Here is a 26,005-nt window from a genome sequence, read left to right on the forward strand (position 1 = left end):
TTGTTAGGCCACCCTTTGGGTGGCCTTTTTTTGTCTGTCCTTATATTGCCGCCCCGCCGCCACATTCCTGCTTTATCACTTCTTTACCCGGTTTTCATCGCCGCGCCATTGAATTTTTGCCGCGCAAACACATCTTACACCCTGACATTGTCCACCCTTTATTCATACTCTTGATGCACACTGTCTTAACGATTGAATTTTACAAACGGCTCTTTTTAAAACCTACGGAGTAGCATTTGTGTTACGCATTGGCTTGTTTTTACTGACCAACTTTGCGGTCATCCTGATCGCCAGCATCACCCTAAACCTGCTCGGTGTCGGCTCTTACCTTGAGAGCAGCGGCAGCGGGCTCAACCTCACTAACCTGCTGGTTTTCTGCGCCGTTTTTGGGTTTTCCGGCTCGCTGGTGTCACTTTTTTTGTCCAAGTTCATGGCCAAGATGGGTACCCGCACCCAAGTCATCGAACGCCCCCGCACCCCGGAAGAAACCTGGCTGATGAACACCGTCGCGGAATTGTCCGACAAAGCCGGCATCAAAATGCCCGAGGTGGGTATTTTCCCCGCCAGGGAGTCCAATGCCTTTGCCACCGGCTGGAACAAAAATGCCGCCCTGGTCGCCGTCAGCGCCGGTTTGATGGAGCGAATGAACCGCGATGAAGTCCGCGCGGTCCTCGCCCATGAAATCGGCCACGTGGCCAATGGCGATATGGTGACCCTGTCTCTCATCCAGGGCGTCATCAATACCTTTGTGATGTTTTTCGCCCGCATCATCGGCCACACCGTCGACCGCGTGGTGTTCAAAAACGAAGAGGGCCACGGCATCGGCTTTTACGTCGTCACCTTTGTGTCAGAAATACTGCTCGCCATCCTCGCGTCGATGATCGTGATGAAGTTTTCCCGCTACCGGGAGTTCCGGGCTGACGAGGCCGGTGCCGAACTGGCTGGTCGCGGGGCGATGATCAATGCCCTGCAGCGACTGCAAATGGAAGTCGATGCCCAGGTACCGAGTTCCATGCCGGACAGCATCTACGCCTTTGGCATCAGCGGTGGCTTTAAACAACGGATGTCGAAATTGTTTTCCAGCCACCCGCCGCTGCAGGAAAGAATTGCGGCACTGCAGGCCAAAAACTAGAAACTAGAAACTAGAAACTAGAAACTAGAAACTAGAAACTAGAAACTAGAGCAGTGTACCCCTTGTGCGTGGGTACACTGTTTTGTTGCTTACGGCTTGGCGAATCCCCCCTCAGGGGATAGAGTGCTGCTACGTTTAGTGCGGCTACGTTTAAGGGCCTCGCCTTGACCCACCTTTCCTTTTATCGACCTCTGCGGACACCATGCCCCACACCATGATATTCCTCTGTCCCTTGCAAGACCTCAGCAACCATCAGAGTAAAGGCTTCAGCCTCAATGAGCAGCCCATCTTTGTGATTCGTCAAAACCAGAAGGTCTACGCCTACCGCAACCGCTGCCCTCACCTGGGAATTCAGCTGGAGTGGCTGCCGGACAAGTTTCTGGACATCGACGGCGACTTGATTCAGTGCGCGACTCACGGCGCCCTGTTTTCGATCGACGACGGTTACTGTGTGTCCGGTCCCTGTGGCGGTCAATCGCTGCAGGCACTGGCAGTGGACATCCGCGAGGGTGAAGTCTGGGTCGAGACCCCACCGGCCGAGCGGCGCTGAGCGCCCCCACCCCGAGGTTACACGATGACTGGCAGCGGGCGCCGCAACACAATCTCCTGCGCACTCAGATCCGCCTGATAGGCATAAACCTCCACCCCCTTGTCCACCACCTCCTTGAGGGTGGCGGCGTACACCGGGTCGATCTCTGCCGCGGCGGACACCCGCTCAATGCCGCTGTGCTGCACACAGAACAGCAGTACCGCACGGTGTCCCTGCTCAACCATCAACGCCAGTTCGCGCAGGTGCTTGCTGCCACGGGTACTGACCGAGTCCGGAAACAGCCCCTGGCCGGCGTCTTCACACAGGGTGACGTTTTTCACTTCCACGTAGCAATCGACCCGGTCGGCCGCCCCGGACAGGAAAATATCAATGCGGCTGCGCTCTTCGCCGTAGCGCACTTCCGTCTTCAGTGTCTCGTAGCCCTGCAATTCGGTAATCACCCCGTGCTCAATGGCTTCCACGACCAGGGCATTGGCCCGGCCTGTATTGACGCCGGCCAGGTCCCCCGCCGGCGTGGTGGCGATTTCCCAGGTGTTCGGGTATTTGCGCTTGGCATTGTCCGAGGTGGAAAACCAACAGGGACTGCCCTCGGCCAGACACGCCTTCATGGAGCCGGTATTGGGGCAGTGGATGGTTATTTGTTCGCCACTGGGAAGACGCACATCGGCCAAAAAACGCTTGTAGCGCCTGAGCAACACCCCTTCGTCCAACGCGGGCTGAAATTTCATTGTGACTCCTGACTGGTTGAGTAAAACGTGGGGTTCCCGCGGTTATTTTTGACGGCTCATGACGCTCGACTCGTCGCCTGCGCAATCAACGGCCCCAGAGACCGGGGCCCACGGAGAACAGGGCCTGCGGGGGGTGTCAGTGTATGAATTGGGTGAAAAACTGCAACCAAGACGAAACAAATGACAGCCATACTCGCAATCCGTCAATTTGAAGTTGACAGATTCTCTCCGGGAGCGCAGTATCCGCGCCCGGTTCAATTCCATATTTGAGGGATCAAAAACACTGGCAGGCTCTACCGATATCTGCTAGCTTGCTCGATCTGACCAAGACGGTCATGTAATTTGGGCGTTAATCCCACCTCAAAATAATTTGAAGTCACCACGAGGCGCACAAGCGATGCCGAAGAGCTCCAAAACCACCGAAAGCATCACTCTGAGAGGGTTCACCCCCTACAAAGAGAAAAAGGGTGAAGAGTACATGAACGAAGCCCAGAAGGATCACTTCCGGGGTTTGTTACAGACATGGAAAACCGAATTAATGGAAGAGGTGGACCGCACCGTTTCTCATATGAAAGACGAAGCCGCCAACTTCCCCGATCCAGCCGATCGCGCCAGCCAGGAAGAAGAATTCAGCCTGGAATTGCGCACCCGTGATCGCGAGCGCAAACTGATCAAGAAAATTGATAAGACCATGCAGCTGATCGAGGACGATGATTACGGCTATTGCGACACCTGCGGCGTTGAGATTGGCATTCGTCGCCTGGAGGCCCGCCCTACGGCCACCCAGTGCATCGACTGCAAGACCCTTGACGAGATCAAGGAAAAGCAGATTGGCGGCTAATTGTCCGCCCGCTCAAAAAAGGCGCTGATACAGCGCCTTTTTTATGAGCGCTCTGTTTTGAGCGCCTCGGGTCTATGATGACGACTTACATTTAATGGGCGCTGCCCTGCGGCCCTCCCAACCGATACAACCTGAGCCCACACGGTCTTCCCGTGGAAACCGACTTACGTGAAATCTACCACAGCACCGCCCACCACCTACATTGGCCGCTTCGCGCCATCGCCCACCGGCGAGCTGCACCAGGGGTCCCTGCTGACCGCCGTGGCGTCCTTTCTGGATGCCCGCCAACAGCAGGGGCAGTGGTTAGTGCGCATGGAAGACCTTGACCCGCCGCGGGAGCAGCCCGGCGCGGCGGATGAGATTTTACACTGCCTGGAAGCTCACCACTTGCACTGGGATGGGCCGGTTATGTATCAAAGCCGGCGTCTGGCAGCCTATGAGGCACAGCTGCAATACCTTTCCGAAGCCGGGCTGACCTACCCCTGCAACTGCACCCGCAAGCGCCTCAGAGGCCTGGACGCGTACGATGGCCACTGCCGCCTGCATCCGCCGACAACGGCCATTGCCCACCACGACCCCATGGCCATTCGGCTCAAGGTACCCTGCGGCAGCGACAGCCGGGAAAGCTTTGAAGACCTGTTTCAGGGGCCTCAGTCTGAACGCCTCGATCAATCGGTGGGAGACTTTGTCATACGGCGCAAAGACGGGCTGTTTGCCTATCAGTTGGCCGTGGTGGTGGACGATATTGAACAGGGAATTACCCACATTCTGCGCGGCAGTGATCTGCTCGAGTCCAGCGCTCGGCAACGCTATCTGTTTGGCTTGCTGGGTCACCCTGCGCCGCAAATGGGGCACCTGCCAGTATTGGTTAACGACATCGGGCAAAAACTCAGCAAGCAGACTTACGCCGAGCCCGTGAGGCCCGCCCAAGCCGCTCACAACCTGGTTCAGGCACTGGTCGCGCTGGGTCAACAGCCGCCTGCAGAACTCATCCCCCAAACCCGGCCAGGTAACTGCACTGAAGTGCTGCAGTGGGGGATTGAGCACTGGGATCGCGCCAAGGTACCCCGGCTTTCGCAATTGCCCCTGACAGAGATTGGCAAGTGGCCGGAGAGTTAAGTAGTATCCGTGAGTCCGGGTTTCTTGAGAGACCCGGGGTCATTGGCCGAGTGCAACCGTATTGGCGAGCTTTATCGCGGCGAGCCCTTTACCAACTGCGGCCCTGAAACAGGAAGCCTTGATCACGGAGGTCACGGCCCCTCATGACACGATGTCAAAGAGCGGCGTCTCGACGAACAACTCACGCCCTCAACCAGGCACCACTCACTGAAGCATCGATCACTTATGCAAAATCAACGACTGCTGGTTCTCTTTCTTTTGGTCGCGTACATTTTTTCACCCACGCTGTTCACCTGGATGATCAACCCCGAGGGCGCCTGGTATCGGCCATACATTATCTGGGGCATGCTCGTTATTACCGCCTTTATGTTCCACAAACGAAAGCACTCCAATGACCTTTGACATCCTCGACATCGCCCTGATCAGCCTTGCTTACCTGATGGTCCTGTTCAGCATTGCGTTCATCGCCGATAAAGGCTGGATTCCGCAACGCATCGTTCGCCACCCCGTCATGTACATCCTCGCCATGGGCATCTTTGCCAGCGCCTGGGCTTTTTACGGGGTCATTGATCTGGCGTTCCAGTTTGGATACGGCGCCCTGGCCTATTATCTGGGCACCGGCGCCCTGTTCCTGTTCGCGCCCGTGGCCATTGCCCCTCTGGCGCAATTGGCACGGCGCTTTCAGATCGGCAGCCTCGCCGATCTGCTGGTGTTCCGCTACCACAATCGAGGCGTTGGTGTTCTCGCCACGGCCTGCATGATTCTGGCATCCATGCCGCTGCTGGCCCTGCAAATTCAGGCCATTGCGGACACCCTGCAAATCCTCACCTACCGCAACACCGAGAGCTTGCCGGTGGGGCTCAGCAACTGGAGCTTCCGCGAAGTGATGGCGCTGGCCTACTGCCTCATCCTGGCCCTCTTCACCATCCTGTTTGGCGCCAGCCGCGACCACCACCCGGGCCTGATCGTGGCCATGGCGTTCGAGACCCTGATCAAAGTCATCGCCCTGTGCGCCATTGGCCTGTTTGCGGTGTATGGGGTGTTTGGCGGTATGGAAGGCCTGGATCAGTGGCTGATTGACTACCCGGAAAACCTGGAATTGCTGCACTCGCCGATCAAAGATGCCTCGTCGCACACGCTACTGCTGGTTTTCCTGGCAACGGCGGTGGCGATGCCTCACATTTTTCACATGAGCGTCATCGAAAGCCCAATGCACCGGGTGACGTCCACCCTCAGTTGGGCGCTGCCACTGTTTCTGCTGTTAATGGCGCTGCCCATCTTCCCAATCCTGTGGGCGGGTTTTGAGCTGGGCGTGCCCCTGCCGGCGCAATACTTCACCCTCGGCATTCCCCTGGTGGCCGAATCCTCCTCGCTGACCATCCTGGCCTTTCTGGGGGGCTTATCGGCGGCGACCGGCGCCATGGTCTCTCTGAGCCTGGCCCTGAGCACCATGGTGTTGAACCAGTGGCTGCTGCCGGTCAGCGGCCTCCGACGGCGACAGGACCTCTACCGCCAACTGCTGTGGCTGCGGCGCGGCATTATCTTTGCGGTGTTCGCGCTGGGGTACGGTTTCTATCAAGTGCTGGACAATCGCCTCAGCCTCATGCATCTGGCCCTGATCGCCTTCATCGAAACCCTGCAGTTTTTGCCGGGCATCGTCGCCGTGGCCTATTGGCCCACCGCCAACAGCCGCGGCCTGATCAGCGGACTCACGCTCGGCAGCGTCATCTGGCTGGCCGGCCTGCTGATTCCGGCACTCAGCGGCGTCACCCAGATCACCCTGCCCGCCATCAGCTACCTGGGGCTGGACATCGTCATCCCCGTCGGCATCGAACACTGGAGCAACATCACCCTGATTTCACTGGGCGCCAATGTGCTGGTGTTTGTGTTGCTGTCCTTGTTCACCCGCGCCAGCGTCGAAGAGCGCTACAGCGCCGAGCTCTGCACCGAGGACGAGCTAAGCCACCCGCTGCGCATGATTCTGGACGTGCACAGTGCCGGCGAGTTCAGTGAACGGCTGGCCGGCAGCCTGGGCAAAACCACGGCGCAGAAGGAGGTCAACCGCGCCCTGCAAGAACTGCAGCTCAATGTGCATGACCGCCGCCCTTACGCCCTCAGGCGGTTGCGCAACAAGCTCGAAGCCAACCTCTCCGGTTTGATGGGCACCGCCATGGCCAACGATGTCCTCAACCGGCACATCCCCTATCACTTGCCCGAAGCCAAGGGGACCGCGGACATCAACCTGATTGAGAACCGCCTGACCCAGTATCGCAGCCACCTCACCGGACTGGCGGCAGAACTCAACAACCTGCGCCTTTACCACCGCAATACCCTGGAAGAGCTGCCGATGGCCATCTGCTCGCTGGGGCAGGACATGGAAGTATTGATGTGGAACCACGCCATGCAGCAGCTGACCGGTATCCCGGCGGAATCCGTGGTGGGCTCACATCTGGAAGATTTGCAGCCCCCCTGGAAAGAACTGCTGAAAAACTTTTCCGAAAGCCCGGCGCCCCACCTGCGTAAACAGCAGCTGACGCTGGGCGATCGCACCCACTGGATCAGTCTGCACAAGGCCAACATTGCCGGTCCGGTGGCGAACAGTGCCGACGGTCAGGTGATCCTGCTGGAAGACATGACCGAAACCCAGCTGCTGGAGCAAGAGCTGGTCCACAGCGAACGCCTGGCCTCCGTTGGCCGCCTGGCCGCAGGGGTCGCCCACGAAATCGGCAACCCAATCACCGGCATTGCCTGCCTGGCGCAAAACCTGCGTTACGAGGCCGACGACCCGGAAGCCGCGATTGAAACCGCAGACCAGATCCTGAGCCAAACCAACCGTGTCAGCCGCATTGTGCAGTCGCTGGTCAGCTTCTCCCACACCGGCCAGCAGGACAAGGCCGAGTTTATCGATACCCGTCTGCGCGACTGTGCCGAAGAGGCAATCCAGCTGCTGTCGCTGCAGAAAGAGAAGACCCAGGTCCACTTCCGCAACCAGATGCCCGAAAATCTGTCGGCACAAGCCGATTCGCAGCGCCTGATTCAGGTTTTCATCAACCTGCTGGCCAATGCCCGTGACGCCAGCCCCGCCGACAGCGAAGTGATCGTTGACGGAGAACTACTGGGCGATGAAGTGCTGATCACCGTCACCGACGAGGGCTCCGGCATCCCGCAAAAACAGCAGGCGCGCGTCCTGGAGCCTTTCTTTACCAGCAAGGATCCCGGTGAAGGCACCGGACTGGGGCTGGCGATGGTGTACAGCATTGTGAAAGAGCACGAGGGCCAGCTGGAACTGGTCAGCCCGGTACCCGGCAAAACCAATGGCACACAAATCCGCATCAAATTGCCGCGACAGCTTGAAACTCAGCGCCAGTAAGGTAACACTAGGCCCCTATTGGTCATTCTCGTAACAAGTCAGGTAACATTCCGTCTATGAGTAACATCCTTGTTGTTGAAGACGAAGTCATCATCCGTACCGCCCTAAGAAAGCTTCTGGAGCGTAACAAATACACCGTCAGTGAGGCCGCCTCAGTCAAGGAAGCGACGACTCGCCACGACCTGACTCGCTATGATCTGATCATCAGTGATCTGCGCCTGCCCGGCGCACCCGGCACCGACATGATCAAGGCCGCCGGGGAAGTCCCGGTGCTGATCATGACCAGCTACGCCAGCTTGCGCTCCGCGGTGGACTCCATGCGCCTGGGGGCTGTGGACTACATTGCCAAACCGTTTGATCACGATGAAATGCTCATCGCCGTCAAGCGAGTCATCGGCAAAGCCAACAGCGCTGCGAGCCTCAACAAGGTCAGCAAAACCTCCAGCCATCAGGTTTCCGGCATGATCGGCGCCAGCCAGGTGATGAAAAACCTCTACAACCGAATTCACAAAGTAGCCCCCACACCGGCTACCGTACTGGTTAACGGTGAAACCGGCACGGGTAAAGAGCTGGTGGCCAAAGCCATTCACAACGAAAGCCCCCGCCACAACAAGCCCATGATCTCGGTCAACTGTGCGGCGATTCCGGAAACCCTCATCGAATCCGAGCTGTTTGGTCACGAAAAAGGCGCGTTCACGGGCGCCGCCAGCAAAAGTGAAGGTCTGGTGGCCGCCGCCGATGGCGGCACGCTGTTTCTCGATGAAATCGGTGAATTGCCGCTGGAGGCGCAGGCGCGCCTGCTGCGGGTACTGCAGGAAGGGGAAGTGCGGCCCATTGGCTCCACCGAATCTCACAAGGTGGATGTGCGCCTGATTGCCGCCACCCACCGCGATCTGCGAAAACTCAGCCGCGAAGGCAAGTTTCGAGAAGATTTGTACTATCGCATCAACGTCGTTCAGCTCACGCTGCCGCCCCTGCGCGATCGCGGCAAAGACATCATCACCCTGGCAGAGACCCTGCTGGAACGCTATTGCCAGCAGCTCAACAAGCCCACGTTGATCCTCACCCCCGAGTCCATTCAGGCCATCACCACCTATACCTGGCCGGGCAATGTGCGGGAACTGGAAAACGCCATGCAGCGCTCGGCCATTCTCTGTGAGGACGAAAAAGAGATCAGCCATGACCTGCTGGCCATTGACCTGGACCTGGTCGAAGTGGAGATAGACAGCGAAAGCCGCAATGAAATCGCCGGCCAGGTGCAGCGAACCCGCTCCGACCGCGATGCCGCCACCTCCCTCGCCGTACCCGAATCCAATGAAGACCTGTCCCTGGAAGACTATTTCCAGCGCTTCGTGCTGGAACACCAGGACACCATGAGCGAGACCGAACTGGCCCGCAAACTGGGGGTCAGCCGCAAGTGCCTGTGGGAGCGCCGACAACGACTGGGCATCCCGCGCAAGAAGAGCGCCGCAACCAGCAAGTAAGCACAGAGACCAACCTGCAGCGCCGCGGCCGACCGGTTACAGTGTGACCTCAGCTCGCGGTGTGGCCCCAGGCTGGTCATTGCCCGACACCCCCGCTCAACGCCAAACGTCAGGGCCGCCTTAAAGACCCAGCCCGCCTTAGCGTCTGGCCGGGCCTATTCCCCGCCTGTCGCCCTCAACAGCCCGCAATCGCCGCCGCGGATCTATTCACCCTACCGCCACCAGCGCCCAGGCAGGCGCGATCTGTCAGCTGGAGCGCACCAGGCAGCGGCCATATCTCCTAATAAGGCCGAGGCCGACATCGTCATGTGCACTTGGTTCCGGTAACCCGAGAAATAAACCACCCCAAAGTGTTACCAGCGCCTCTATTGAGTAACAGAATTCGAGAGCATCGGTAACGAGAAGGCAAATTCAACTGCCATCACCGCGCCCTCAAATATCCATAACCTATTGATAAATAATGATTTTTCAAAGTTGGCACGGCGAATGCTTTGTAGGTCAGTATAATAAAAACAATAACGAATAATAAAAAAGACTAATAACAACAAAAAACAATAATAAAAACTGAAACAAAATAATAACAACAAATAATAAGAAACGAAGAAATTATAATAACAACAAGAAATAATAATAAAAAAAAGAATAAAAACAAGAAATAATAATATAAAGAAGAATAACAACAAAAAATAATAACAAGAAAAAGCTATAAAAAAACTGACTGTTACAACTGACTGATAAATGGGAGAGTGTTTGCCTCAGAAGCAAATCACCGCAACGCAAGGAAGCCAATATTTTGCGGGACAATAAAAACTGGAAAAATAAAAAATTCTACGGGAAAGCTAAGGCTTTCCCGTTTTCATTTCTGGCCCGATGATTTTCGGCCCTCGCCGGTAGCCCCTGGCGGTCTCGCTACATGACACTGTGCTTCCCCCCCGGCCTCGCGCCTCAGTTTGAACGCCCCCTTCTGGTCCCCTCCGCTGGCTTTCTGTACCCTCCGTGTTACACTGCGCACCGCAATACCAAGCTGCGCGTCGCAATTTCGACCCTATTTTAGGCTCGACATAGGGTTAGACCACCCTTAAAGCGAGCGCCTAACGATCCATCGCCTTGCCTGGGAATGATCCAAGGCGGCCAAATCAGTAGTCCCGATCATGTTGAAGCGGCTATTTAGCTTACCGATTATCAGTTCACTGGCAAAAGCCTCACCGTCCATTAGCCACCACATCACGCCCCGTGAGAAGCACAGCATTTCACGGCGCAACATCAGCCGCTCCGCGCTGAAAGTGATGCAGCGTCTGGGAGAAGGCGGGTACGAGGCCTATCTGGTCGGCGGCGGCGTGCGCGACCTGCTGCTGGGGGATCACCCCAAAGATTTTGACGTGGCCACTAACGCCACGCCGGAGCAGGTCAAACACCTGTTCCGCAATTCCCGCATCATTGGCCGGCGGTTCAAGATTGTCCACGTGCGGTTCGGTCGCGAGATCATTGAGGTCACGACCTTTCGCGACAACCACAACGACAACGCCAGCGCCCAGCACTCCGCCAAATCGGAAGACGGCATGCTCCTGCGGGATAATGTTTACGGTGACATCCGTTCTGACGCAATTCGTCGTGATTTCACCGTCAACGCCCTCTATTACACTCTGGATCACTTCAGCATTCACGACTTTACCGGCGGCATGCAGGACATCGCACGGCGCAAGATCCGGGTGATCGGCAACCCCGCAACCCGCTACCAGGAAGATCCGGTACGCATGTTGCGCGCCGTCCGGTTCGCCGGCAAGCTGGACTTCGACATCGATAAAGCCTCTGCCGCTCCGATCCGCAAACTCGGTGCGTTACTGCGTAACATTCCTGAAGCGCGACTGTTCGAAGAAGTCCTGAAGCTGTTCATGGGCGGCTACGGTCGTGCCGTTCTACCCCACCTGCAGGAATACGATCTGCTGCAATACATCTTGCCGCTCACCGATGAGGTTCTGAAAGACGCGGTGCCCCACGCACAGAACCTGATCGAACAGGCGCTGTGCAATACCGACAAGCGCATCAAGAACAACCAGCGGGTCACACCGGCCTACATCTACGCCGCCATGCTCTGGCCATCGGTGTGTGAAGAGCAGAAAGCGCTGGAAGCCGAGGGCATGAAGCCGGTGCAAGCGCATCAGCAGGCCGCTCAAAACGTCATCAGCCGGCAACTGCAAACCACCTCCATCCCGAAACGCTTTACTCTGGGAATGCGGGAAATCTGGGATCTGCAGCACCGCCTGCCTCGCCGCCAGGGCAGCCGCGCAGCGCGTCTTTATGAGCACCCGCGCTTTCGGGCGGCGTACGATTTTGTGCTGATGCGAGAAGAGGCCGGCGAAGACCTGCAGGGACTCGGTACATGGTGGACCCGCTACCAGGACGCCGATGAAAACGAACGCGAAATAATGGTGGCGAAACTGCAGTCCGGCAAGAAACAGCCGCGCAAACGCCGCCCTCGCCAAGGGCCCCGCCCGGCCTCGTCCGGACAATCAGAAAGCAACCATTGAGCGACCTGACCGTGTCGGTGCCAACAGCCAGCCCCGAGGGGACAGCCTCTAACAGCGCGGTTGCCGCCTTCATCGGGTTGGGCAGCAACCTGGAAAACCCGCGCCAGCAAGTGCAGCGCGCAGTTCGGGAACTGGGCGCCATCCCCAACAGCCGGGTCATCACTGCCTCGCCCTGGTACCAGAGCCTGCCGGTCGGCCCCGGGGAACAGCCCGACTACATCAACGGGGTCGCCCTGCTGGAGACCACTCTGGCCGCGCACGACCTGCTCGATCAGCTGCAGGCCATTGAAGAAGCCCATGAACGCGTCAGGGTCGTGCGCTGGGGGCCGCGGACGCTGGATCTGGATCTGCTGCTGTACGGCAACCAGGTCATCGACAGCGAACGCTTGCAGGTGCCCCACCCCCATTTGAGCCAACGCAACTTTGTGCTTTACCCGCTGGCCGACATTGCACCGCAATTAGTACTTCCATCCCATGTAACTCTTGAGTCATTATTAGCCCATTGCTCTGCGGAAGGGCTACGTAAGATTCAGGATTGATCAGGAGCAGACTGTGAGTGAAGGCTTTAACATCACCATAGACACAAAGGGGATTGAACTGCCACGGTTCGTGGCGATAGAAGGCCCCATTGGTGTAGGCAAAACAACCCTGGCAAGGCATCTGGCCAAAACACTGGGGTACGACCTGCTGGAAGAGCAGGCCGATGCCAACCCATTTTTGGAGCGGTTTTACGACAACCCCAAGGCTGCGGCCCTGCCCACCCAGCTCTTTTTCCTGTTTCAACGCTCACAGCAAATCCAGGACCTGCGTCAGCAGGACATGTTCCAGGGGGCCTTCGTGGCCGACTTCCTGATGGACAAGGATCAGCTGTTTGCCCAGGTCACGCTCGACGATGACGAGCTCAATATCTATCAACAGGTCTATGACCAGCTCGCCATCAACGCGCCGGAACCCGATTTGGTCATCTACCTGCAAGCGCCCAACCACGTGCTGGAAGAGCGCATCCGCAGCCGTGGCAATGACGCCGAACGGAACATTGAAAGCGGCTATCTGCAAACACTCAACGATGCCTACATGCACTTTTTCCACTATTATGACCGTGCGCCATTGTTGATTGTGAACGCCGCCGAGCTGGATTTGGCCAACAACCCCAATCACTACCAACAACTGGTCGAGTACATGCTGACGGTCAAAAGCGGTCGCCATTACTACAACCCGACACCCACGCTGTAGCTGCACACCGATCGTCAACGAAACTGCAGCGACAGCGGTGAACACGCCGAGCGCGTCTTATTCTACTGAAGTGTAATTGCTTATGCCTTACGGAACCGTTCAGGCCGACACCGGCCTCACCAACCCCATCACCACCCTGAGCCTGCGCAAGATGAAGGCTGAAGGAATCAAATTTGTTACCGTGGCACTCTACGATGCGCCGATGGCCGCCATGGCCCGTAAATGCGGCGTCGAAGTCGTACTGATTGGCGACAGTCTGGGCATGACCGTTTTGGGCTATGACAGCACCATTCCCGTGACCATGGAACAAATGATCTATCACGTTGAAGCGGTAAAACGCGGTAACAACAAATCGTTGATCATGGGCGACCTGCCCTTCATGACCTACGCCACCCCGGAGCAGGCCATGGAGAACGCCACCCGCATCATGCAGGCCGGCGCCCAAATGGTGAAGATCGAAGGCGGTGCCTGGCTGGCACCCACCGTGCAAATGCTCAGTGAACGCGGTATCCCGGTGTGCGCCCATCTGGGGCTAACCCCGCAGTCGGTAAACAAGCTGGGCGGTTTCCGGGTACAGGGTCGCAGCGAAGAACAGGCCAACCAGATTTTGGCCGATGCCCAGGCACTGGACGAGGCTGGCGCCGACCTGCTGGTGCTGGAGTGCGTCCCCTCCGAACTGGCCAGACGCATCACGGAATCGGTCTCCATGCCCACCATTGGCATTGGCGCGGGTCAACACACCGATGCCCAGGTGCTGGTCATTAACGACATCCTCGGACTGACCGAACAGCCGCCCAAATTTTCCAAAAACTTTTTGGTGGAAGCAGAAGATATCCCAGGCGCCATGCGCAAATACGTCAGCGACGTCAAAAATGGGGTTTTTCCCGACCAAGAGCACACCTTTGGCTAGGTTTCGGGATTGCCGCTTTGGACCGCTAACGCTTAATCAATAACTTGCGCGCCAGATCCTGTTCCCTGCAGGCACTGGCGCCGCCCCCCTTTAAAACCAGACCGGCGCTATAAACGGCAGGTTTTGCGTTCTCGCCCAAGCGTTGGGGCCATCGCCATCTGGTCTTGGCCATCGTACCCTTAGAGTCTAATCGTACCCTTAGAGTCTAAAAGGTGTAGCGCAAGCCCAGGTCATACACATATCCCTCCATATCAAGATCGAAACGCGCGGGTAACAGGGACGACTCCACTGTAGCCTCCTGCGAATCCCGGTACTTGAACGCCAGAGACAGGGTGACGTGCTCATTGAAATCGTAGCCCACCCCCGCCAGAAACTGATAGCTCAATACGTCGTCATCGTCGTCGATGACCATGACGCCGGAAGGCTGATAGCTGACCTCAACGTTGGTCATTCCCACCCCCATACCCAAAAACGGCGTAAACCCGGTGCCGGTGTCAATGTCGTAATAGAGGTTGAGAAAATAGGTTTCGCTGTCCACCTCGCCGCGGCCGTCAGCCACCAGATCGGCCACACTGATGCCGAGGTCCCCCACATTGCCACTCAGTAACACCCCGGCATCGATTGTCCCCAAAGGAATACCGGCGGCGCTGACCCCCTGATGGGTGTCGATGTCGGTGTCGCTCACTGCGTACTCAAGCTCCAGACGGAATTCGTTAAAGCCCATACCCAGGGCAAATGAGTAAGCCTCACCCGAGTCCAGCTCGGTATCCCACCCCACCGGGCTGCCGGCAGGCACGGTCAGCGGTGGGCTAACGCCGGTGACCTCACCGGTGGTGAACGCCGAGGTGAAGGTGCCCATGTTGTCAACATCATCCAGTTCGCTGACCCCGTAGCTGCCGCTGATGTAAAAACCGCCGGCGCTGGCGCCCGCCGCTAACCCCAGGCAACAGGCTGCCAACGTCGTTTTATTCAACATGTTCGCGTTAATGAGGGACTGTCTATTATTAAACTTATGTGTGGTCATTGCGCGTTCCTCCGAGAGCATCAAGTGATGGCCATAGCCAACTGACCCATTCCCTCTTTTTTACGGCGCTCCCTGGCCACCGGTTCAATATTGGCATCAAACACTTCAAAACAAGTTGCTCGCACCGGCGTATGCTTTTTCGTGTATACCTTTGCCTGTACATTTTGCTGCAGGCTTTTTCACTGCACTGCTTTAGCGACACACCGTGCACCACACGCTTTTGTCCCGCGCCAAGGCCCATAACATAACCCGTGACAAAGACATCAGGCTTCAACCACAAACACCTCTCCCAGTAGTCCAACATTGACGCCCGGCTCCTCCCGTAAAACCACTTTTGGAAAATCCTGTCGCACCGTTCTTTCCAGAGGCAAATTACCCGTTTTCGCATCAAAACGCTGTGCTACCTTTTTACTGCGCACAACATTTAGCGCTCAGGGAAGGTTCAGGAGGCGTCAAGCCGGGGAGGGAGAGCGGCAACGCCATCAACCCCATCAAGCGTTGGGCGGCCAGTCATTCCCCTGCCTATCATCAGGCACTGACAAAAAGAACGACAGCGGCATCAATCACGGGGACCAGTGCAATCCTGCAGTGTGTTACCACCACCATCCAGAGGGAGAAACCAATGGGAATGTTTGGAAATATCATGTCAAAACTGGGCTTCGGTAAAGACCAGGACAACACCAGCGCAACCGAGCCCGCACAACCCACCGCCGGGGGTGCGATGGACAGCCCGCCACCGGCGGATGCTCCGCCCCCCGCGGCCCCCATGGAAACGGTGGATGTGGTGGCCAAACTGGAAGCCCTGGCCCGCGCCAGCTCGCAAAAGCTTGACTGGCAAGTCTCCATTGTGGATTTGCTCAAGCTGCTGGAGCTCGACAGCAGTTACGGCGCACGCAAAGAGCTGGCCGCAGAACTGAACTGCCCGGCGGAAAAAATGCAAGAGTCGGCGCAAATGAACCTTTGGCTGCACAAAACCGTGCTGCAAAAACTGGCCGACAACGGAGGTAACATTCCCGCAGAACTGTTGAATTAAAGAATCGTTGGGTTAAGCCCCGGTCCAGACAAACTCCATCTGCCGGGCAGTTTGCTCAGCCAGTTCGCGGCTATGCAAACGGTTCACCAGATGGAGACTCATGTCGATGCCCGCCGAAATCCCGCCGGAGGTCAGCACCTTGCCCTCATCCACCCAGCGCACCCCCGCCATCACCTCCAGCTCCGGGAACTGCTTGCGCAGATCCTCAATGTCCTCCCAGTGCGTGGTGACCTGCTGCCCGGTGGCCGCCAATGGCAGCACCTCGGCGGCCGCCAACAAAAAAGCTCCCGTACACACCGATGCCATTACCTGAACCTGCTGTGCCTGTGTGGCTACCCATTGCAGCACCGTCGGCTTGGTCATCTCCACCGCATGCACACCACCCGCTACCAGCAGCACATCGATACCGGGGTGGTTATGGAACCCATAATCGGGAATCACCCGATAACCCGCTCGGGCGGTAACGACATTACCGCTCTCCCCCACCAGGAACACTTCGAATGGGTGCGCCGACGAGCACACTCTGGAAGCCGTGGAAAATACTTCAAACGGCCCGGAAAAATCCAGCACTTCAGCACCATCGTAGATGTAGATACCTACCCGCATGTCACCTCCCGGCAAGTTCGGTTACTTAAAAACACGGACAACGCCGTTCGCACTGACAGTCCAGCGATAACCTCAGCTGAAACCGGGTGCGTCCCGATCAACCGGGGCGCCGTCCCTGCGTCTCGATCTCATTCACGGCCCCCAACCTCACTCGCTGGCCTGGCGAAAAAATCCCCAAATTTCATCCGCCGCTTCTATGTCCGGCATATTACCACCGAACAGACGGCCGTAATGGACCTGCGCTGACGGCACCACATGGCCCGAATTGAAGAGCTGGTAGAGTCTCAGTGAGGTGTCGCCCGACGACCATTCACGGACGTCAGCCGCGACCTCATTGGTGTTGCCACGCATGACCTGCCAGCGTTTTGTGGGGTGAGCCGGTGCCTCGGCCAAATGTCGCCAATACGCCACCGTGTCATCCGACGACAACACCTCGCCCCGGGAGCTATCCCCCATGATCTCGACCAGACCCCCATCGTATGGGTTGATGGGATCGTTGGTGCCATTGAACACCGCCACCGACACCGGCTGACCACTGGCTCTGCAGTCGTTGTTTTCCGGAACGGGCAGATTCGCCGCGATGGGCGCCACCGCCCGGATCCGGTCCGGAATCTCCATGGCCAGGCGATAGGCCATATGCCCCCCATTCGACAGCCCCGTGGCGAAGACCCGCTGTTCGTCGATGTCATAGAGCTCACTAAAGTAGCTCACCATCGCGGTAAAAAAAGCCGGGTCATTAATGTTTTGGGTATTGGCGCTGTAACTGGCACTGGCTCGACAATCATTCCAGTGATGTTCGAAGCCGTTCGGGTAAACGGCAATGAAATTCTCCGTCTCCGCCAAACGCTCAAAGCCAAAAGCCGTTTGCCAGCGAATGTCCTCACCCCGGCCTTGTGAGCCATGCAGCACAAACACCAACGCGGGCCGGGCCCCCAGATGATTCGGCAGGTAATAGGAAAACGTTCTCTCAAGCCCATCAACCGTCAAACTGTCGCGCTTCAACACGCCGGCCGAGGGCGGCTCAACCCTGGAGTAGGAGTGAATGTAATAGCCATACAACCCCGCACCAACCAGCACCAAACTGACCAACACAACCGCCACCCACTTAACCATAAAGCCCCCCAGTCCGTTATTATTATCCAGCCAGCATCATACCGGTCATCTGCCTGCGAGGCATCCCTTGCAGGGCACCCCCTACACCGCTCCCCGGCCTCTTGCCGTGTAATAACGCCCCAGCACCACCATCAGGATTCCCCCCAAAATGACCCCGCCAGCGATGGTCAGCCTCAGGGTAATCGGCTCAGACACAAACATCACACCGCCGAGCGCGGCAATCACCGGCACCAACAACTGCACCACCGCGGCCTGAGTGGCAGAGAGCTCACGTAAGGCCGTGTACCAGATGGCATAGCCGACCCCGGAAGCCAGCCCGCCCGACATTAGCGCCAGCAGCAGACCTTGCGAGGAAAAAGAAAATCGATCGTGAGCCAGCAACAGGGTTACCAGCACCCAGGGCAGTGCGCGTAAAAAATTGTACGTGGTATCCATCAGTGGGTTGGCCGAGCCACGCCCCCTTAAGGTATAGACACCCCAGCCAATACCGGCGATGGCCATCAGGCAAAACCCCAACAGCGATGGCGTCGTCACGCCCGGCAGGATCAGATAGACAAAGCCGGTAAACGCCATAATCAGCCCCAGCCACTCGGACCAGATCAGTCGATGCCCGGACAGCACCGTCAGCAAGACCATGGTTACCTGTACCGAGCCGAATAAAATCAGCGCCCCGGTTCCCGTGTCCAGACTCAAGTAGGCAAATGAAAACGCAATGGCATACAGGAATAACATCGCCCCCGACCCCCAGCTGCCTCGCGACACGGACCGCGGTGACTTCCGCTGGCACTGCAGGATCAACCCCAGCGTCAACATGCCGGACACCAAACGCACCACGGTAAAACCCGCAGCATCAATGGTGCCCTCCCCCAGAGCCAAGCGACACAGCACAGAATTGGCCGCAAAGGCGATCAGGGCCAGGCCGGTTATCGCCATTATCTTTACCGCGTGCAGAGCCGGCTTACCATCGTTCAGTGCTGGTTGAGTCATTCCTTCTGGCGCCTCGACTTAGCCCATGCACAATCTCTCGCCCTCATGCGCCCCCGCATCGCGAACGACCGGGAGCCTGAGTTGCACCAAGAGCCTTCGCAAACATAACAAGAGCCTTCGCAAACATAAACAGCGGCCAAACATCGACCGTGAAGGTGACGGCGAACCATCACCCGACACACCACAACCAATCGAGCTGACTAGAAATGGGGAACGCTGGATTTATCGGGGTGGCTCTGCGTCTCGTCCTCAATCATTTGTGACACAAATTGCTTGTGCCTCGATGGGTCCAGAGCGTATTCACGGATATCGACAAGCTCGGTTGCCAGCCGGGGAACAATCACCTGTCCTCCCGAGGTTGTCTTTAACAGATTCATCGTCATGATCTGACCGGCACAGGTGATCTCTTTACCGGATTTCACTTCTTGCCGAGCACTGTTGATGATCGACGTCAGCACCGGGCCCAAACAATCGGTCTTGTTGGGGCCTTGGTACCAATACACTGTCTCTGCTCGGGCATTGGACATTTTCACATCCGGCTTGCCAAGTTGTGCCTCGACACTGGCCATCACATCTTGTAGCAGCAATTGCTTTCTCGGGTCGCTGATAAATACCCGCTGCAAGCGGTAGGACGCCGGCGCCACTGGCGGTCTGGAATAGATTACGGTGACTTTATCGCTGCTTTGATCCCCAGAAATCGCCGGTCGAAAGTATTCATCCTGGCTGATCACACGCCCTGGGATCCCCGCCTCCTGCGCATCAATGCGTGAATTAAGGTTGAGGTTGAGCTCTGCAAACGCCAACTCCGTGGCTTCAGGCGACATACCCAGTGTCACCCCCATGACCGAAAGCGAGTCTTTAGCCTCCTTCTCATCCGCGAGCCCTGGACAGGTCAGGAGCATGCTTAAGGACAGTGTGCTGACAATGTTATAGAGGTATTTCATGTTGCTTCCCGAACCGGCCTCCAGAATTAACCTGGTGTGATGTAAGTCTAGCCGATGACAGACCGGGGCAGCCGATGGATTTAGACAGTCCGGGTCCCCCACCAGGGCAAGCGACACCCCCGGTTTCAGGCTGCGTTAAGTGGCGGTGCCACCAGCTCAAAGCGCCGGCAAGGTCAACTGGCTTCACCGCAGAGGCCGGGTATTTGGGGTTCAGGGATTAAGACGTCCGCCAGTGCCGCTGCATTTCAAAATACAAAAAGGAGGCCGACCAGGTAATCAGAACCAGTCCCGTTAAGGACTCGATGCCCGTCAGGTACCTCAAGCTGCCCTCGGGTTCAATATCCCCAAACCCCACGGTACTGAAGACGGTAAATGAAAAGTAGACGCAATCCATAAAGCTGCCGTTGAAGTTGCCAACCAGCTTTCCCCACCCATCTGCCCGGTGCATACAATAATAGGCAAGCGCAAATACCCAGACTTCACAGGCGTGCGCAATCAGCGCCCCAAACACCCCAACGACTATTCGGTAGCGGTGCTTAATGTTCATTTTAGGAATGTACAACGTGATGCGGTACAGCGCTTCGTAATGGATTAGCACCGCCACAGTAACCACCAGGCTGTTGATTAAGAAGTCTGTAAGCATCTCGACCCACCGATAGAATTTGTTATTTTGCGCAGTCTTCAACCCGTTCCAGCTCAGCGGCACGGGGTAAATCAGGTGCAGCGCTCGCAGAGAGGATAGACGATCATCGCACACACATGTCGTTATTGGGAGTGGCAGCGCACGTCCCCGGTCACGATGAACGTTTCAAAACATGCCCGGCGCCTCAATGGCTGGGATACCCTGTCTCTGTATGCGGCCATTGTCACCAGCTTTTCCCTGACCTTGTCGAGGATCATGCTGAACAATGCCCGCATCCATCAACAGCTGGCGCTGCTGGCGAGCAGGGATTCACTCACCGGCGCGCTGAACCGCCGGGCCTTTTATGAAAAGAGTGACGCCCTATTGGCCAAGCTGAAAAGGAACGTTGCCGAAGTGTCGGTGTGCCTGATTGACCTCGATCACTTTACGCGAATCCACGATACCTACGGCCATACGGCCATACGGTTGGGGGATGAAGTGCTGAAGCAGTTTTCAAACATGGTGCAATCGGTCATCCGCAGTGACGACCTGTTCGGCCGCTACGGTGGTGAGGAGTTTGTACTTTTGTTGAACAACAGCAATCTGCAAGACGCTCAGCGAGTGATTGAGCGCCTGCGCAGTCGATGTGAAAGTGAAGGCGTGCAGCTGGATCAGCAACGGCTGGCAATGACCTTCAGTGCCGGCCTGAGTCATACCCGAGGGCCGGTTGAAACCACCCTGACCCGACTGCTTCATACCGCTGACCAATGCCTCTATGCGGCGAAAGCGGCTGGCCGCAATCAATTCATTGCGCAGTCGGAAGCGTTGCCCGCCTGACAAACACCAATGCCGCGAGGGTGGCTTTCAAAGCCTTGCGATTCAACAAACAGGACGTGGCAACAGCAGGGGCGAGCGGCTTGCCCTCCCCCGTCGACAAGATCAAGAAGACTCAGCGCGGCCCTTAAACCACAGGCTCATCCACGACAGCGGCTTCAAGGCCCGTTTCCGCCAGATTGCCCTTTTGCTCCAACCAGCTCTTGCGATCAGAGGCGCGCTTTTTACCCAGCAGCATATCCAGCATTTGATTGGTGTCATCACCCGCCTCAATGTTGAGCTGCACCAGGCGGCGCGTGTCCGGGTCCATGGTGGTTTCGCGCAATTGCAGCGGGTTCATCTCACCCAGACCTTTAAATCGCTGCACGCCAATGGTGCCCTTTTTCTTTTCCGCTTTGATGCGGTCAATGACCCCGTTCTTCTCAGCTTCATCGAGGGCGTAATACACTTCTTTGCCAATGTCGATACGGTACAGCGGCGGCATTGCGACATACACATGGCCGGCGGCCACCATGGCCTTAAAGTGGCGCACGAACAGCGCACAGATCAGGGTCGCAATGTGCAGGCCATCGGAGTCCGCATCCGCGAGAATACAGATTTTATGGTAACGCAGGTTACTCAGGTCGTCAGAGCCGGGATCAATGCCCAGCGCGACAGAGATGTCGTGAATTTCCTGCGAAGCGAGCACTTCCTGGCTGTCCACTTCCCAGCTGTTCAGAATTTTTCCCCGCAGCGGCAGAATGGCTTGAAACTCCCGGTTACGAGCCTGCTTCGCCGAGCCCCCCGCAGAGTCCCCTTCCACCAGAAACAGCTCACCACGCTCAGGCTCACCGCTGGAACAGTCCGCCAGTTTGCCTGGCAATGCCGGCCCCTGGGTCACTTTTTTACGGGCCACCTTTTTGCTGGAGCGGACACGCTTTTGCGCGTTGCTGATACAAAATTCAGCCAGCTTGTCACCGTCTTCAGTGTGCTGGTTTAACCACAGGCTGAAGGAATCCTTCGCCACTCCGGACACAAACGCCGCCGCCTCGCGAGACGACAAACGCTCTTTGGTCTGGCCGGAAAATTGCGGATCGGCCAGCTTGGAGGATAAAACGTAACAGCAGTTCGCCCAAATATCATCCGGCGCCAGCTTAACCCCCCTGGGCAACAAACTGCGGTATTCACAATACTCCCGCAGGGCATCCAGCAGGCCAGTACGCAAGCCATTCACATGGGTGCCGCCCTGGGCCGTTGGAATCAGGTTAACGTAGCTTTCCTGAATCAGTTCACCACCTTCGGGTAACCACTGCACCGCCCAGTCGGCCGCCTCAGTCTGCCCCGTAAAACTGCCAATGAAAGGCTCGGCCGGAAGATTTTCCCAACCGTTGGTGGCCGCAACCAAGTAATCCTTTAAACCGTCTTCGTAAAACCACTCATCCACGTCACCGCTTTGTTCATCTTTAAAGATGACGGTTAAACCCGGGCAGAGTACCGCTTTGGCGCGCAGCACATGACGCAGACGCGACACCGAAAATTTGTGCGAATCGAAATATTTAGGGTCGGGGAGGAAGCGAACGCTGGTACCGGTGTTGCGCTTGCCGCAGGTATCGATGACTTCCAGATCGCTGGCCTTATCGCCATTTTTGAAGCCAATGCGGTGCACCTGGCCATCGCGCTTGATGGTCACTTCCAGCGCTTTCGACAAGGCGTTGACCACCGACACCCCGACACCGTGCAAGCCGCCGGAGAACTGGTAGTTGTCGTTGGAAAACTTGCCGCCGGCGTGCAGGGTCGAGAGGATTACTTCGACGCCCGGCTTACCTTGCTCCGGGTGAATGTCCACAGGCATACCACGGCCATCGTCCGAGCAGGTGATGGAGTGATCTTTGTGCAGAATCACTTCGATGTGTTTGGCGTGTCCGGCCAACGCCTCATCGACACTGTTATCGATAACTTCCTGAGCCAGATGGTTGGGCCGGGTGGTTTCAGTGTACATGCCCGGGCGCTTGCGCACCGGGTCCAGCCCCGTGAGGACTTCAATATCTTCTGCGGAATAATTCGCCATACTGCCTTTTTAATTACCTTTTTTAACTTTCTCTTGTAACGGACTCGGGCCACCTGTGTCTATCTCAGGCGGCCTGTCGTTTGATCAGGTTAATAGATTGACCAGCTTAGTCGTTCGATCAGCTTATTAATAGTTTGATCCGGTTGCCAGGGCGTTGGCGGGCCAGATTCCACTCAGCCCGCAGCGCGCTCAGGACGGTGTCGTACCACATCCTCAAATACCCGGCTGCGGCACTGTTGTATCACATTAATCAGATCCTGACACCCATCGACCTCCCCTGAGGCACAATGAGAGGGCAATTTGTCGGGGTCATCCAGCGGGGAGCGGGAGAAGTCAGGCGGGAACCACCAGAGAAGATCGCTTTTTGATCAGACAACCAGATTATGCCGACAGCGAAGCGTCGGGAAACAGATGACTGACGATCTCGGGCAGATGGTTCTCGTAGCCCTGAAAACCGTGATCGCCACCCTCTTCAATCAACTGGCGACAGCCCTGATACCGCTCAACCGCCTGACGGTAATCCAGCGTTTCATCCCCGGTTTGCGCCAGCAGGTAGTAGCGACGGCAATCGGTCAGGGTTTCACAGTAGGCTTGTCGAAACTGCTGACGGTGCTGGTCCGTCATCACATAAGAGTCATTGGTGTGAAAATTATGCTGGGGAATACCTTCCACCCGATCCACCAGCTCAAACGGTCGCACTGAGGGGTTGATCAACACCGTTCTGGCGCCATAATGCTCAACCAGCCAGGTCGACCAAAAGCCCCCCAGGGAACTGCCGACAAAGCCCACCGGCTCGTCACCCAAACGCGCCATCATAGCGCTGAGCTGCCGCTGGGTCTCTTCGGGATAAGGGCTCAAAAAAGGGCAATCGTAGTGGACCTGAGGGCAATGTTGCTGCAGCCAGCGCTGTGTCCGCTGGGCCTTGTCCGATAACGGGGAGCTGAGAAAACCGTGAATGTAGATCAGTGTAGCCATAACAAATGCGCTTCTTGGTTTTGATTCGGGCCGCTCGACCCAATGCCCCCGATTCACGCTGAACCACGCTGGCCCCAACAACGGCCCCGGCATTCAGGTGAGCGGGTAACGCGACGTCACACAGGCGAATGCAAAGCGCCTGAGAACGGCTCAATACCCCGATGAGGCAAAATCGATACCGTAAGATTTCGCATCGATGCGGTCTACGCCGGTTTCAAGTCGACCGTCATCGTACAATTCAAACCAGCGATAACCTGGCATGGTGGTATCCAGGGCAAACTCGGTGCTGTTGGGTTTAAACTGGATACACGTTGAAGGGGTGGAGCGTAACATAAAATGTTTGTGCGCACTTTGGAACTCCTGGTGCACATGCCCCCAGACCAAACCTTTGACGTGGGTGTACTCACTCAGAAGATCGAGTAATTGCGGAGCATTCCTGATCACATACTGGTCAATCCAGTCGCAGCCGACCGGCACCGGCTGGTGATGCACAAACACCAGCGCATGCTTGTTAGAAGCCTCGAGGCACTGACGCAAGCGCGCCAGCTCCTCGAGCGCTATTTCACCATGCTCAAAACCCGGCACGCTGGAGTCGAGCAGTATCACCTGCCAATGATCGAATTCAAGGTATTCACGCTGTACCGCCTCGACCGGAAACGTCCGCATCATCGCATCGAGATCATGATTACCGGACAGCCAGGCGACCGGGCGATCAAACTGGTCGCGCAAGGTTTCCAGAAAGCGCTCGTAGGCTTCTACCGTAGGCTCGGCCGCCACATCACCGGAGGCCACAACAAAGTTTGCACGGCCTTCACGCTGTGACAGACACTGCAAGACATCCGACAGGCTTTCATCGGTGTTCAATCCTAGCAGCGTGTCTCCCGGGCGAGACCCCAGGTGACAATCGGTAATTTGAATTAACCGCATGGGCGACAACATCTTTGCACTATACACAATTCTAAAATCCGTTTATTTGACCATCTTCCATAACATTACAAGGTTAAACTGTGCCAGTACACGCCAAAAAGGCTCTCCTTGCGCCAGACAGCTAAACAATCAGGTCAAATTATAACAGCCTCATCCTAAACTGAAGGTCAGACAAACGCTGAATTGGCTGAACTCGGTCACACTTTAGCCTTAATTTCGAACAGAAGGCCTTAAAGGTGTACGCTCTGCCCTTACAGGTCAACCGTCTGGCAACTTTGGCCATGGGCAAGACTGTGGCTGAGCCAATCCTCCAAAAAACGATTGAATTGCGCTTTTTCATCGCGCTGGTACATGTTGCGATTGGGGTATTCGTAGCGCGGTCGAACGCGACGATGTTCCTGCCACGCCACCACTTCCGCCATGCGTGCGTCGTGGTACAAACGAACCTGTAAACGCGGAGAACTGCCCCACTCCTGCAAACCGTTTTGCTGAGTCACTTCCAGCATGGTGGTGTAGCGCGCACGCTCGGTCACCGCCAAACGAATGCTCCAGAACTGCTCCCCCGCCTGCACATCATAGTGCCATTGATCGCGTTGATCGAAGGTGGGCATGAGCTTCAGCAAGCGGGCATAGTTGGCTTCGCAGCAGGCCTGCTGGCCGGATAAGTCCACGATATAACGACGGGGTGCTCGGAAACCTCCGCTTTGGGATTGCGCCGAATTTGTCGCTACATTCTTGGCCATAAATACCTCTTGGCTGTGGATTTAACTCAACGTTACTGCACGGTTTTCGGGTTAAAACCGAACCTGGGATCGGCTCACGGCCGGGACCCCAGCCCGGTGAAACCGGTTGCCGGTCCGAGCCTCAAGGGCCGAACCAACACCATCGCAATCTCCAGTATACAAGCGCGCCCTCTTCGCGGCCCGTTTCAGGCAGTCTACCCCATCTTCGCGCTGCTGGCTCCTACTCCAGTCCGTTGCGTTCACACTGAGACCACA

25 protein-coding genes are annotated in these 26,005 nt (G+C 56.9%); 13 read left to right on the top strand and 12 right to left on the bottom strand.

The features are described 5' to 3' along the window. Positions 1-238 precede the first annotated feature (238 nt). Complete coding sequence (gene htpX / locus G8770_RS13220; protein ID WP_167187465.1) at positions 239-1,132, top strand: protease HtpX; 894 nt, start codon at positions 239-241, stop codon at positions 1,130-1,132. Positions 1,133-1,334: 202 nt separating this feature from the next. Then, the gene (locus G8770_RS13225) at positions 1,335-1,682 is read left to right on the top strand and encodes a Rieske (2Fe-2S) protein (protein WP_208022248.1); all 348 of its coding nucleotides are present in this window, start codon (positions 1,335-1,337) and stop codon (positions 1,680-1,682) included. A 17-nt stretch (positions 1,683-1,699) separates the two neighbouring features. Here the strand turns inward: G8770_RS13225 and sfsA are convergent, their stop codons facing one another. Then, positions 1,700-2,410, bottom strand: a complete 711-nt coding sequence (sfsA, locus tag G8770_RS13230) for a DNA/RNA nuclease SfsA (protein ID WP_167187468.1) — start codon at positions 2,408-2,410, stop codon at positions 1,700-1,702. Between the two features lie 397 nt (positions 2,411-2,807). Here sfsA and dksA point away from each other — a divergent pair, with 397 nt between their 5' ends. The 9 genes from dksA to panB all read left to right on the top strand — a co-directional run bounded on the left by dksA (position 2,808) and on the right by panB (position 13,895). Next, positions 2,808-3,251 (top strand): RNA polymerase-binding protein DksA, encoded by a 444-nt coding sequence (gene dksA, locus G8770_RS13235; RefSeq protein ID WP_167187471.1) that lies wholly within the window; start codon positions 2,808-2,810, stop codon positions 3,249-3,251. 168 nt (positions 3,252-3,419) lie between these two features. Continuing rightward, positions 3,420-4,370, top strand: coding sequence for a tRNA glutamyl-Q(34) synthetase GluQRS (gene gluQRS, locus G8770_RS13240; RefSeq protein WP_167187474.1), 951 nt, complete (start codon positions 3,420-3,422; stop codon positions 4,368-4,370). A gap of 225 nt (positions 4,371-4,595) precedes the next feature. Then, the gene (locus G8770_RS13245; RefSeq protein WP_167187477.1) at positions 4,596-4,772 is read left to right on the top strand and encodes a hypothetical protein; all 177 of its coding nucleotides are present in this window, start codon (positions 4,596-4,598) and stop codon (positions 4,770-4,772) included. After that, complete coding sequence (locus G8770_RS13250; RefSeq protein ID WP_167187480.1) at positions 4,762-7,740, top strand: ATP-binding protein; 2,979 nt, start codon at positions 4,762-4,764, stop codon at positions 7,738-7,740. The genes G8770_RS13245 and G8770_RS13250 overlap by 11 nt, the downstream gene beginning before the upstream one ends. 56 nt (positions 7,741-7,796) lie before the next feature. After that, positions 7,797-9,224: a sigma-54-dependent transcriptional regulator gene (locus G8770_RS13255; RefSeq protein WP_167187483.1), complete on the top strand. Its 1,428-nt coding sequence runs from the start codon at positions 7,797-7,799 to the stop codon at positions 9,222-9,224. A gap of 1,151 nt (positions 9,225-10,375) precedes the next feature. Next, entirely contained in the window at positions 10,376-11,752 is a 1,377-nt protein-coding gene (pcnB, locus tag G8770_RS13260) for a polynucleotide adenylyltransferase PcnB (protein WP_167187486.1), read from the top strand. 17 nt (positions 11,753-11,769) lie between these two features. Next, positions 11,770-12,291 (top strand): 2-amino-4-hydroxy-6-hydroxymethyldihydropteridine diphosphokinase, encoded by a 522-nt coding sequence (gene folK / locus G8770_RS13265; RefSeq protein ID WP_167187796.1) that lies wholly within the window; start codon positions 11,770-11,772, stop codon positions 12,289-12,291. A 13-nt stretch (positions 12,292-12,304) separates the two neighbouring features. After that, positions 12,305-12,985, top strand: coding sequence for a deoxynucleoside kinase (locus tag G8770_RS13270; protein ID WP_167187489.1), 681 nt, complete (start codon positions 12,305-12,307; stop codon positions 12,983-12,985). A gap of 82 nt (positions 12,986-13,067) precedes the next feature. Beyond that, positions 13,068-13,895, top strand: coding sequence for a 3-methyl-2-oxobutanoate hydroxymethyltransferase (gene panB, locus G8770_RS13275; RefSeq protein ID WP_167187492.1), 828 nt, complete (start codon positions 13,068-13,070; stop codon positions 13,893-13,895). A gap of 205 nt (positions 13,896-14,100) precedes the next feature. On the opposite strand, the gene G8770_RS13280 is transcribed toward panB, so the two are convergent. Together G8770_RS13280 and G8770_RS13285 are read right to left on the bottom strand one after the other, a co-directional pair. Further along, on the bottom strand, positions 14,101-14,919 hold the full coding sequence (locus tag G8770_RS13280; RefSeq protein WP_167187495.1) for an outer membrane protein: 819 nt from the start codon (positions 14,917-14,919) through the stop codon (positions 14,101-14,103). Between the two features lie 263 nt (positions 14,920-15,182). Continuing rightward, a complete protein-coding gene (locus G8770_RS13285) occupies positions 15,183-15,338 on the bottom strand; it encodes a hypothetical protein (protein WP_167187498.1) in 156 nt (51 codons plus the stop codon). A 203-nt stretch (positions 15,339-15,541) separates the two neighbouring features. Between G8770_RS13285 and G8770_RS13290 the strand changes: the two genes are divergently transcribed. After that, positions 15,542-15,952 carry a DUF3597 domain-containing protein gene (locus tag G8770_RS13290; protein ID WP_167187500.1) on the top strand — a complete coding sequence of 137 codons (411 nt, stop codon included), beginning with the start codon at positions 15,542-15,544 and terminating at the stop codon, positions 15,950-15,952. A 12-nt stretch (positions 15,953-15,964) separates the two neighbouring features. Here the strand turns inward: G8770_RS13290 and G8770_RS13295 are convergent, their stop codons facing one another. The 5 genes from G8770_RS13295 to G8770_RS13315 form a co-directional block, all read right to left on the bottom strand. Then, positions 15,965-16,558 (bottom strand): DJ-1/PfpI family protein, encoded by a 594-nt coding sequence (locus tag G8770_RS13295; RefSeq protein ID WP_167187502.1) that lies wholly within the window; start codon positions 16,556-16,558, stop codon positions 15,965-15,967. 147 nt (positions 16,559-16,705) lie between these two features. Further along, a complete protein-coding gene (locus G8770_RS13300; protein ID WP_167187505.1) occupies positions 16,706-17,671 on the bottom strand; it encodes a CE1 family esterase in 966 nt (321 codons plus the stop codon). An 81-nt stretch (positions 17,672-17,752) separates the two neighbouring features. Then, complete coding sequence (locus G8770_RS13305; protein ID WP_243760490.1) at positions 17,753-18,658, bottom strand: DMT family transporter; 906 nt, start codon at positions 18,656-18,658, stop codon at positions 17,753-17,755. Positions 18,659-18,858: 200 nt separating this feature from the next. After that, complete coding sequence (locus G8770_RS13310; RefSeq protein ID WP_167187508.1) at positions 18,859-19,602, bottom strand: hypothetical protein; 744 nt, start codon at positions 19,600-19,602, stop codon at positions 18,859-18,861. Positions 19,603-19,819: 217 nt separating this feature from the next. Beyond that, positions 19,820-20,245: a potassium channel family protein gene (locus G8770_RS13315; RefSeq protein ID WP_167187511.1), complete on the bottom strand. Its 426-nt coding sequence runs from the start codon at positions 20,243-20,245 to the stop codon at positions 19,820-19,822. A 156-nt stretch (positions 20,246-20,401) separates the two neighbouring features. On the opposite strand from G8770_RS13315, the gene G8770_RS13320 reads away from it, so the two are divergent. After that, on the top strand, positions 20,402-21,061 hold the full coding sequence (locus G8770_RS13320; protein ID WP_167187514.1) for a GGDEF domain-containing protein: 660 nt from the start codon (positions 20,402-20,404) through the stop codon (positions 21,059-21,061). Positions 21,062-21,185: 124 nt separating this feature from the next. Here the strand turns inward: G8770_RS13320 and parE are convergent, their stop codons facing one another. The 4 genes from parE to G8770_RS13340 form a co-directional block, all read right to left on the bottom strand. Continuing rightward, positions 21,186-23,105 carry a DNA topoisomerase IV subunit B gene (gene parE / locus G8770_RS13325; RefSeq protein WP_167187517.1) on the bottom strand — a complete coding sequence of 640 codons (1,920 nt, stop codon included), beginning with the start codon at positions 23,103-23,105 and terminating at the stop codon, positions 21,186-21,188. Positions 23,106-23,486: 381 nt separating this feature from the next. Beyond that, positions 23,487-24,080, bottom strand: coding sequence for a YqiA/YcfP family alpha/beta fold hydrolase (locus G8770_RS13330; protein WP_167187521.1), 594 nt, complete (start codon positions 24,078-24,080; stop codon positions 23,487-23,489). A 150-nt stretch (positions 24,081-24,230) separates the two neighbouring features. Beyond that, positions 24,231-25,007: a 3',5'-cyclic-AMP phosphodiesterase gene (cpdA, locus tag G8770_RS13335; RefSeq protein WP_208022249.1), complete on the bottom strand. Its 777-nt coding sequence runs from the start codon at positions 25,005-25,007 to the stop codon at positions 24,231-24,233. A 251-nt stretch (positions 25,008-25,258) separates the two neighbouring features. Next, entirely contained in the window at positions 25,259-25,750 is a 492-nt protein-coding gene (locus G8770_RS13340; RefSeq protein WP_167187524.1) for a DUF1249 domain-containing protein, read from the bottom strand. Between the last annotated feature and the right edge of the window lie 255 nt (positions 25,751-26,005).

It is taken from the genome of Pseudomaricurvus hydrocarbonicus (assembly GCF_011602365.1).
Taxonomy (GTDB): Bacteria; Pseudomonadota; Gammaproteobacteria; order Pseudomonadales; family Cellvibrionaceae; genus Pseudomaricurvus; species Pseudomaricurvus hydrocarbonicus.

Bases quoted from the DNA above. Each gene is read 5' to 3' on its own strand.
- pcnB (WP_167187486.1), top strand. From the start codon at position 10,376: ATGTTGAAGCGGCTATTTAGCTTACCGATTATCAGTTCACTGGCAAAA.
- sfsA (WP_167187468.1), bottom strand. From the start codon at position 2,410: ATGAAATTTCAGCCCGCGTTGGACGAAGGGGTGTTGCTCAGGCGCTAC.
- G8770_RS13250 (WP_167187480.1), top strand. From the start codon at position 4,762: ATGACCTTTGACATCCTCGACATCGCCCTGATCAGCCTTGCTTACCTG.
- parE (WP_167187517.1), bottom strand. From the start codon at position 23,105: ATGGCGAATTATTCCGCAGAAGATATTGAAGTCCTCACGGGGCTGGAC.
- G8770_RS13245 (WP_167187477.1), top strand. From the start codon at position 4,596: ATGCAAAATCAACGACTGCTGGTTCTCTTTCTTTTGGTCGCGTACATT.
- G8770_RS13225 (WP_208022248.1), top strand. From the start codon at position 1,335: ATGCCCCACACCATGATATTCCTCTGTCCCTTGCAAGACCTCAGCAAC.
- G8770_RS13310 (WP_167187508.1), bottom strand. From the start codon at position 19,602: ATGAAATACCTCTATAACATTGTCAGCACACTGTCCTTAAGCATGCTC.
- panB (WP_167187492.1), top strand. From the start codon at position 13,068: ATGCCTTACGGAACCGTTCAGGCCGACACCGGCCTCACCAACCCCATC.
- G8770_RS13340 (WP_167187524.1), bottom strand. From the start codon at position 25,750: ATGGCCAAGAATGTAGCGACAAATTCGGCGCAATCCCAAAGCGGAGGT.
- G8770_RS13315 (WP_167187511.1), bottom strand. From the start codon at position 20,245: ATGCTTACAGACTTCTTAATCAACAGCCTGGTGGTTACTGTGGCGGTG.
- G8770_RS13330 (WP_167187521.1), bottom strand. From the start codon at position 24,080: ATGGCTACACTGATCTACATTCACGGTTTTCTCAGCTCCCCGTTATCG.
- G8770_RS13320 (WP_167187514.1), top strand. From the start codon at position 20,402: ATGAACGTTTCAAAACATGCCCGGCGCCTCAATGGCTGGGATACCCTG.
- dksA (WP_167187471.1), top strand. From the start codon at position 2,808: ATGCCGAAGAGCTCCAAAACCACCGAAAGCATCACTCTGAGAGGGTTC.
- G8770_RS13295 (WP_167187502.1), bottom strand. From the start codon at position 16,558: ATGCGGGTAGGTATCTACATCTACGATGGTGCTGAAGTGCTGGATTTT.
- G8770_RS13255 (WP_167187483.1), top strand. From the start codon at position 7,797: ATGAGTAACATCCTTGTTGTTGAAGACGAAGTCATCATCCGTACCGCC.
- G8770_RS13305 (WP_243760490.1), bottom strand. From the start codon at position 18,658: ATGACTCAACCAGCACTGAACGATGGTAAGCCGGCTCTGCACGCGGTA.
- G8770_RS13290 (WP_167187500.1), top strand. From the start codon at position 15,542: ATGGGAATGTTTGGAAATATCATGTCAAAACTGGGCTTCGGTAAAGAC.
- cpdA (WP_208022249.1), bottom strand. From the start codon at position 25,007: ATGCGGTTAATTCAAATTACCGATTGTCACCTGGGGTCTCGCCCGGGA.
- G8770_RS13300 (WP_167187505.1), bottom strand. From the start codon at position 17,671: ATGGTTAAGTGGGTGGCGGTTGTGTTGGTCAGTTTGGTGCTGGTTGGT.
- G8770_RS13280 (WP_167187495.1), bottom strand. From the start codon at position 14,919: ATGACCACACATAAGTTTAATAATAGACAGTCCCTCATTAACGCGAAC.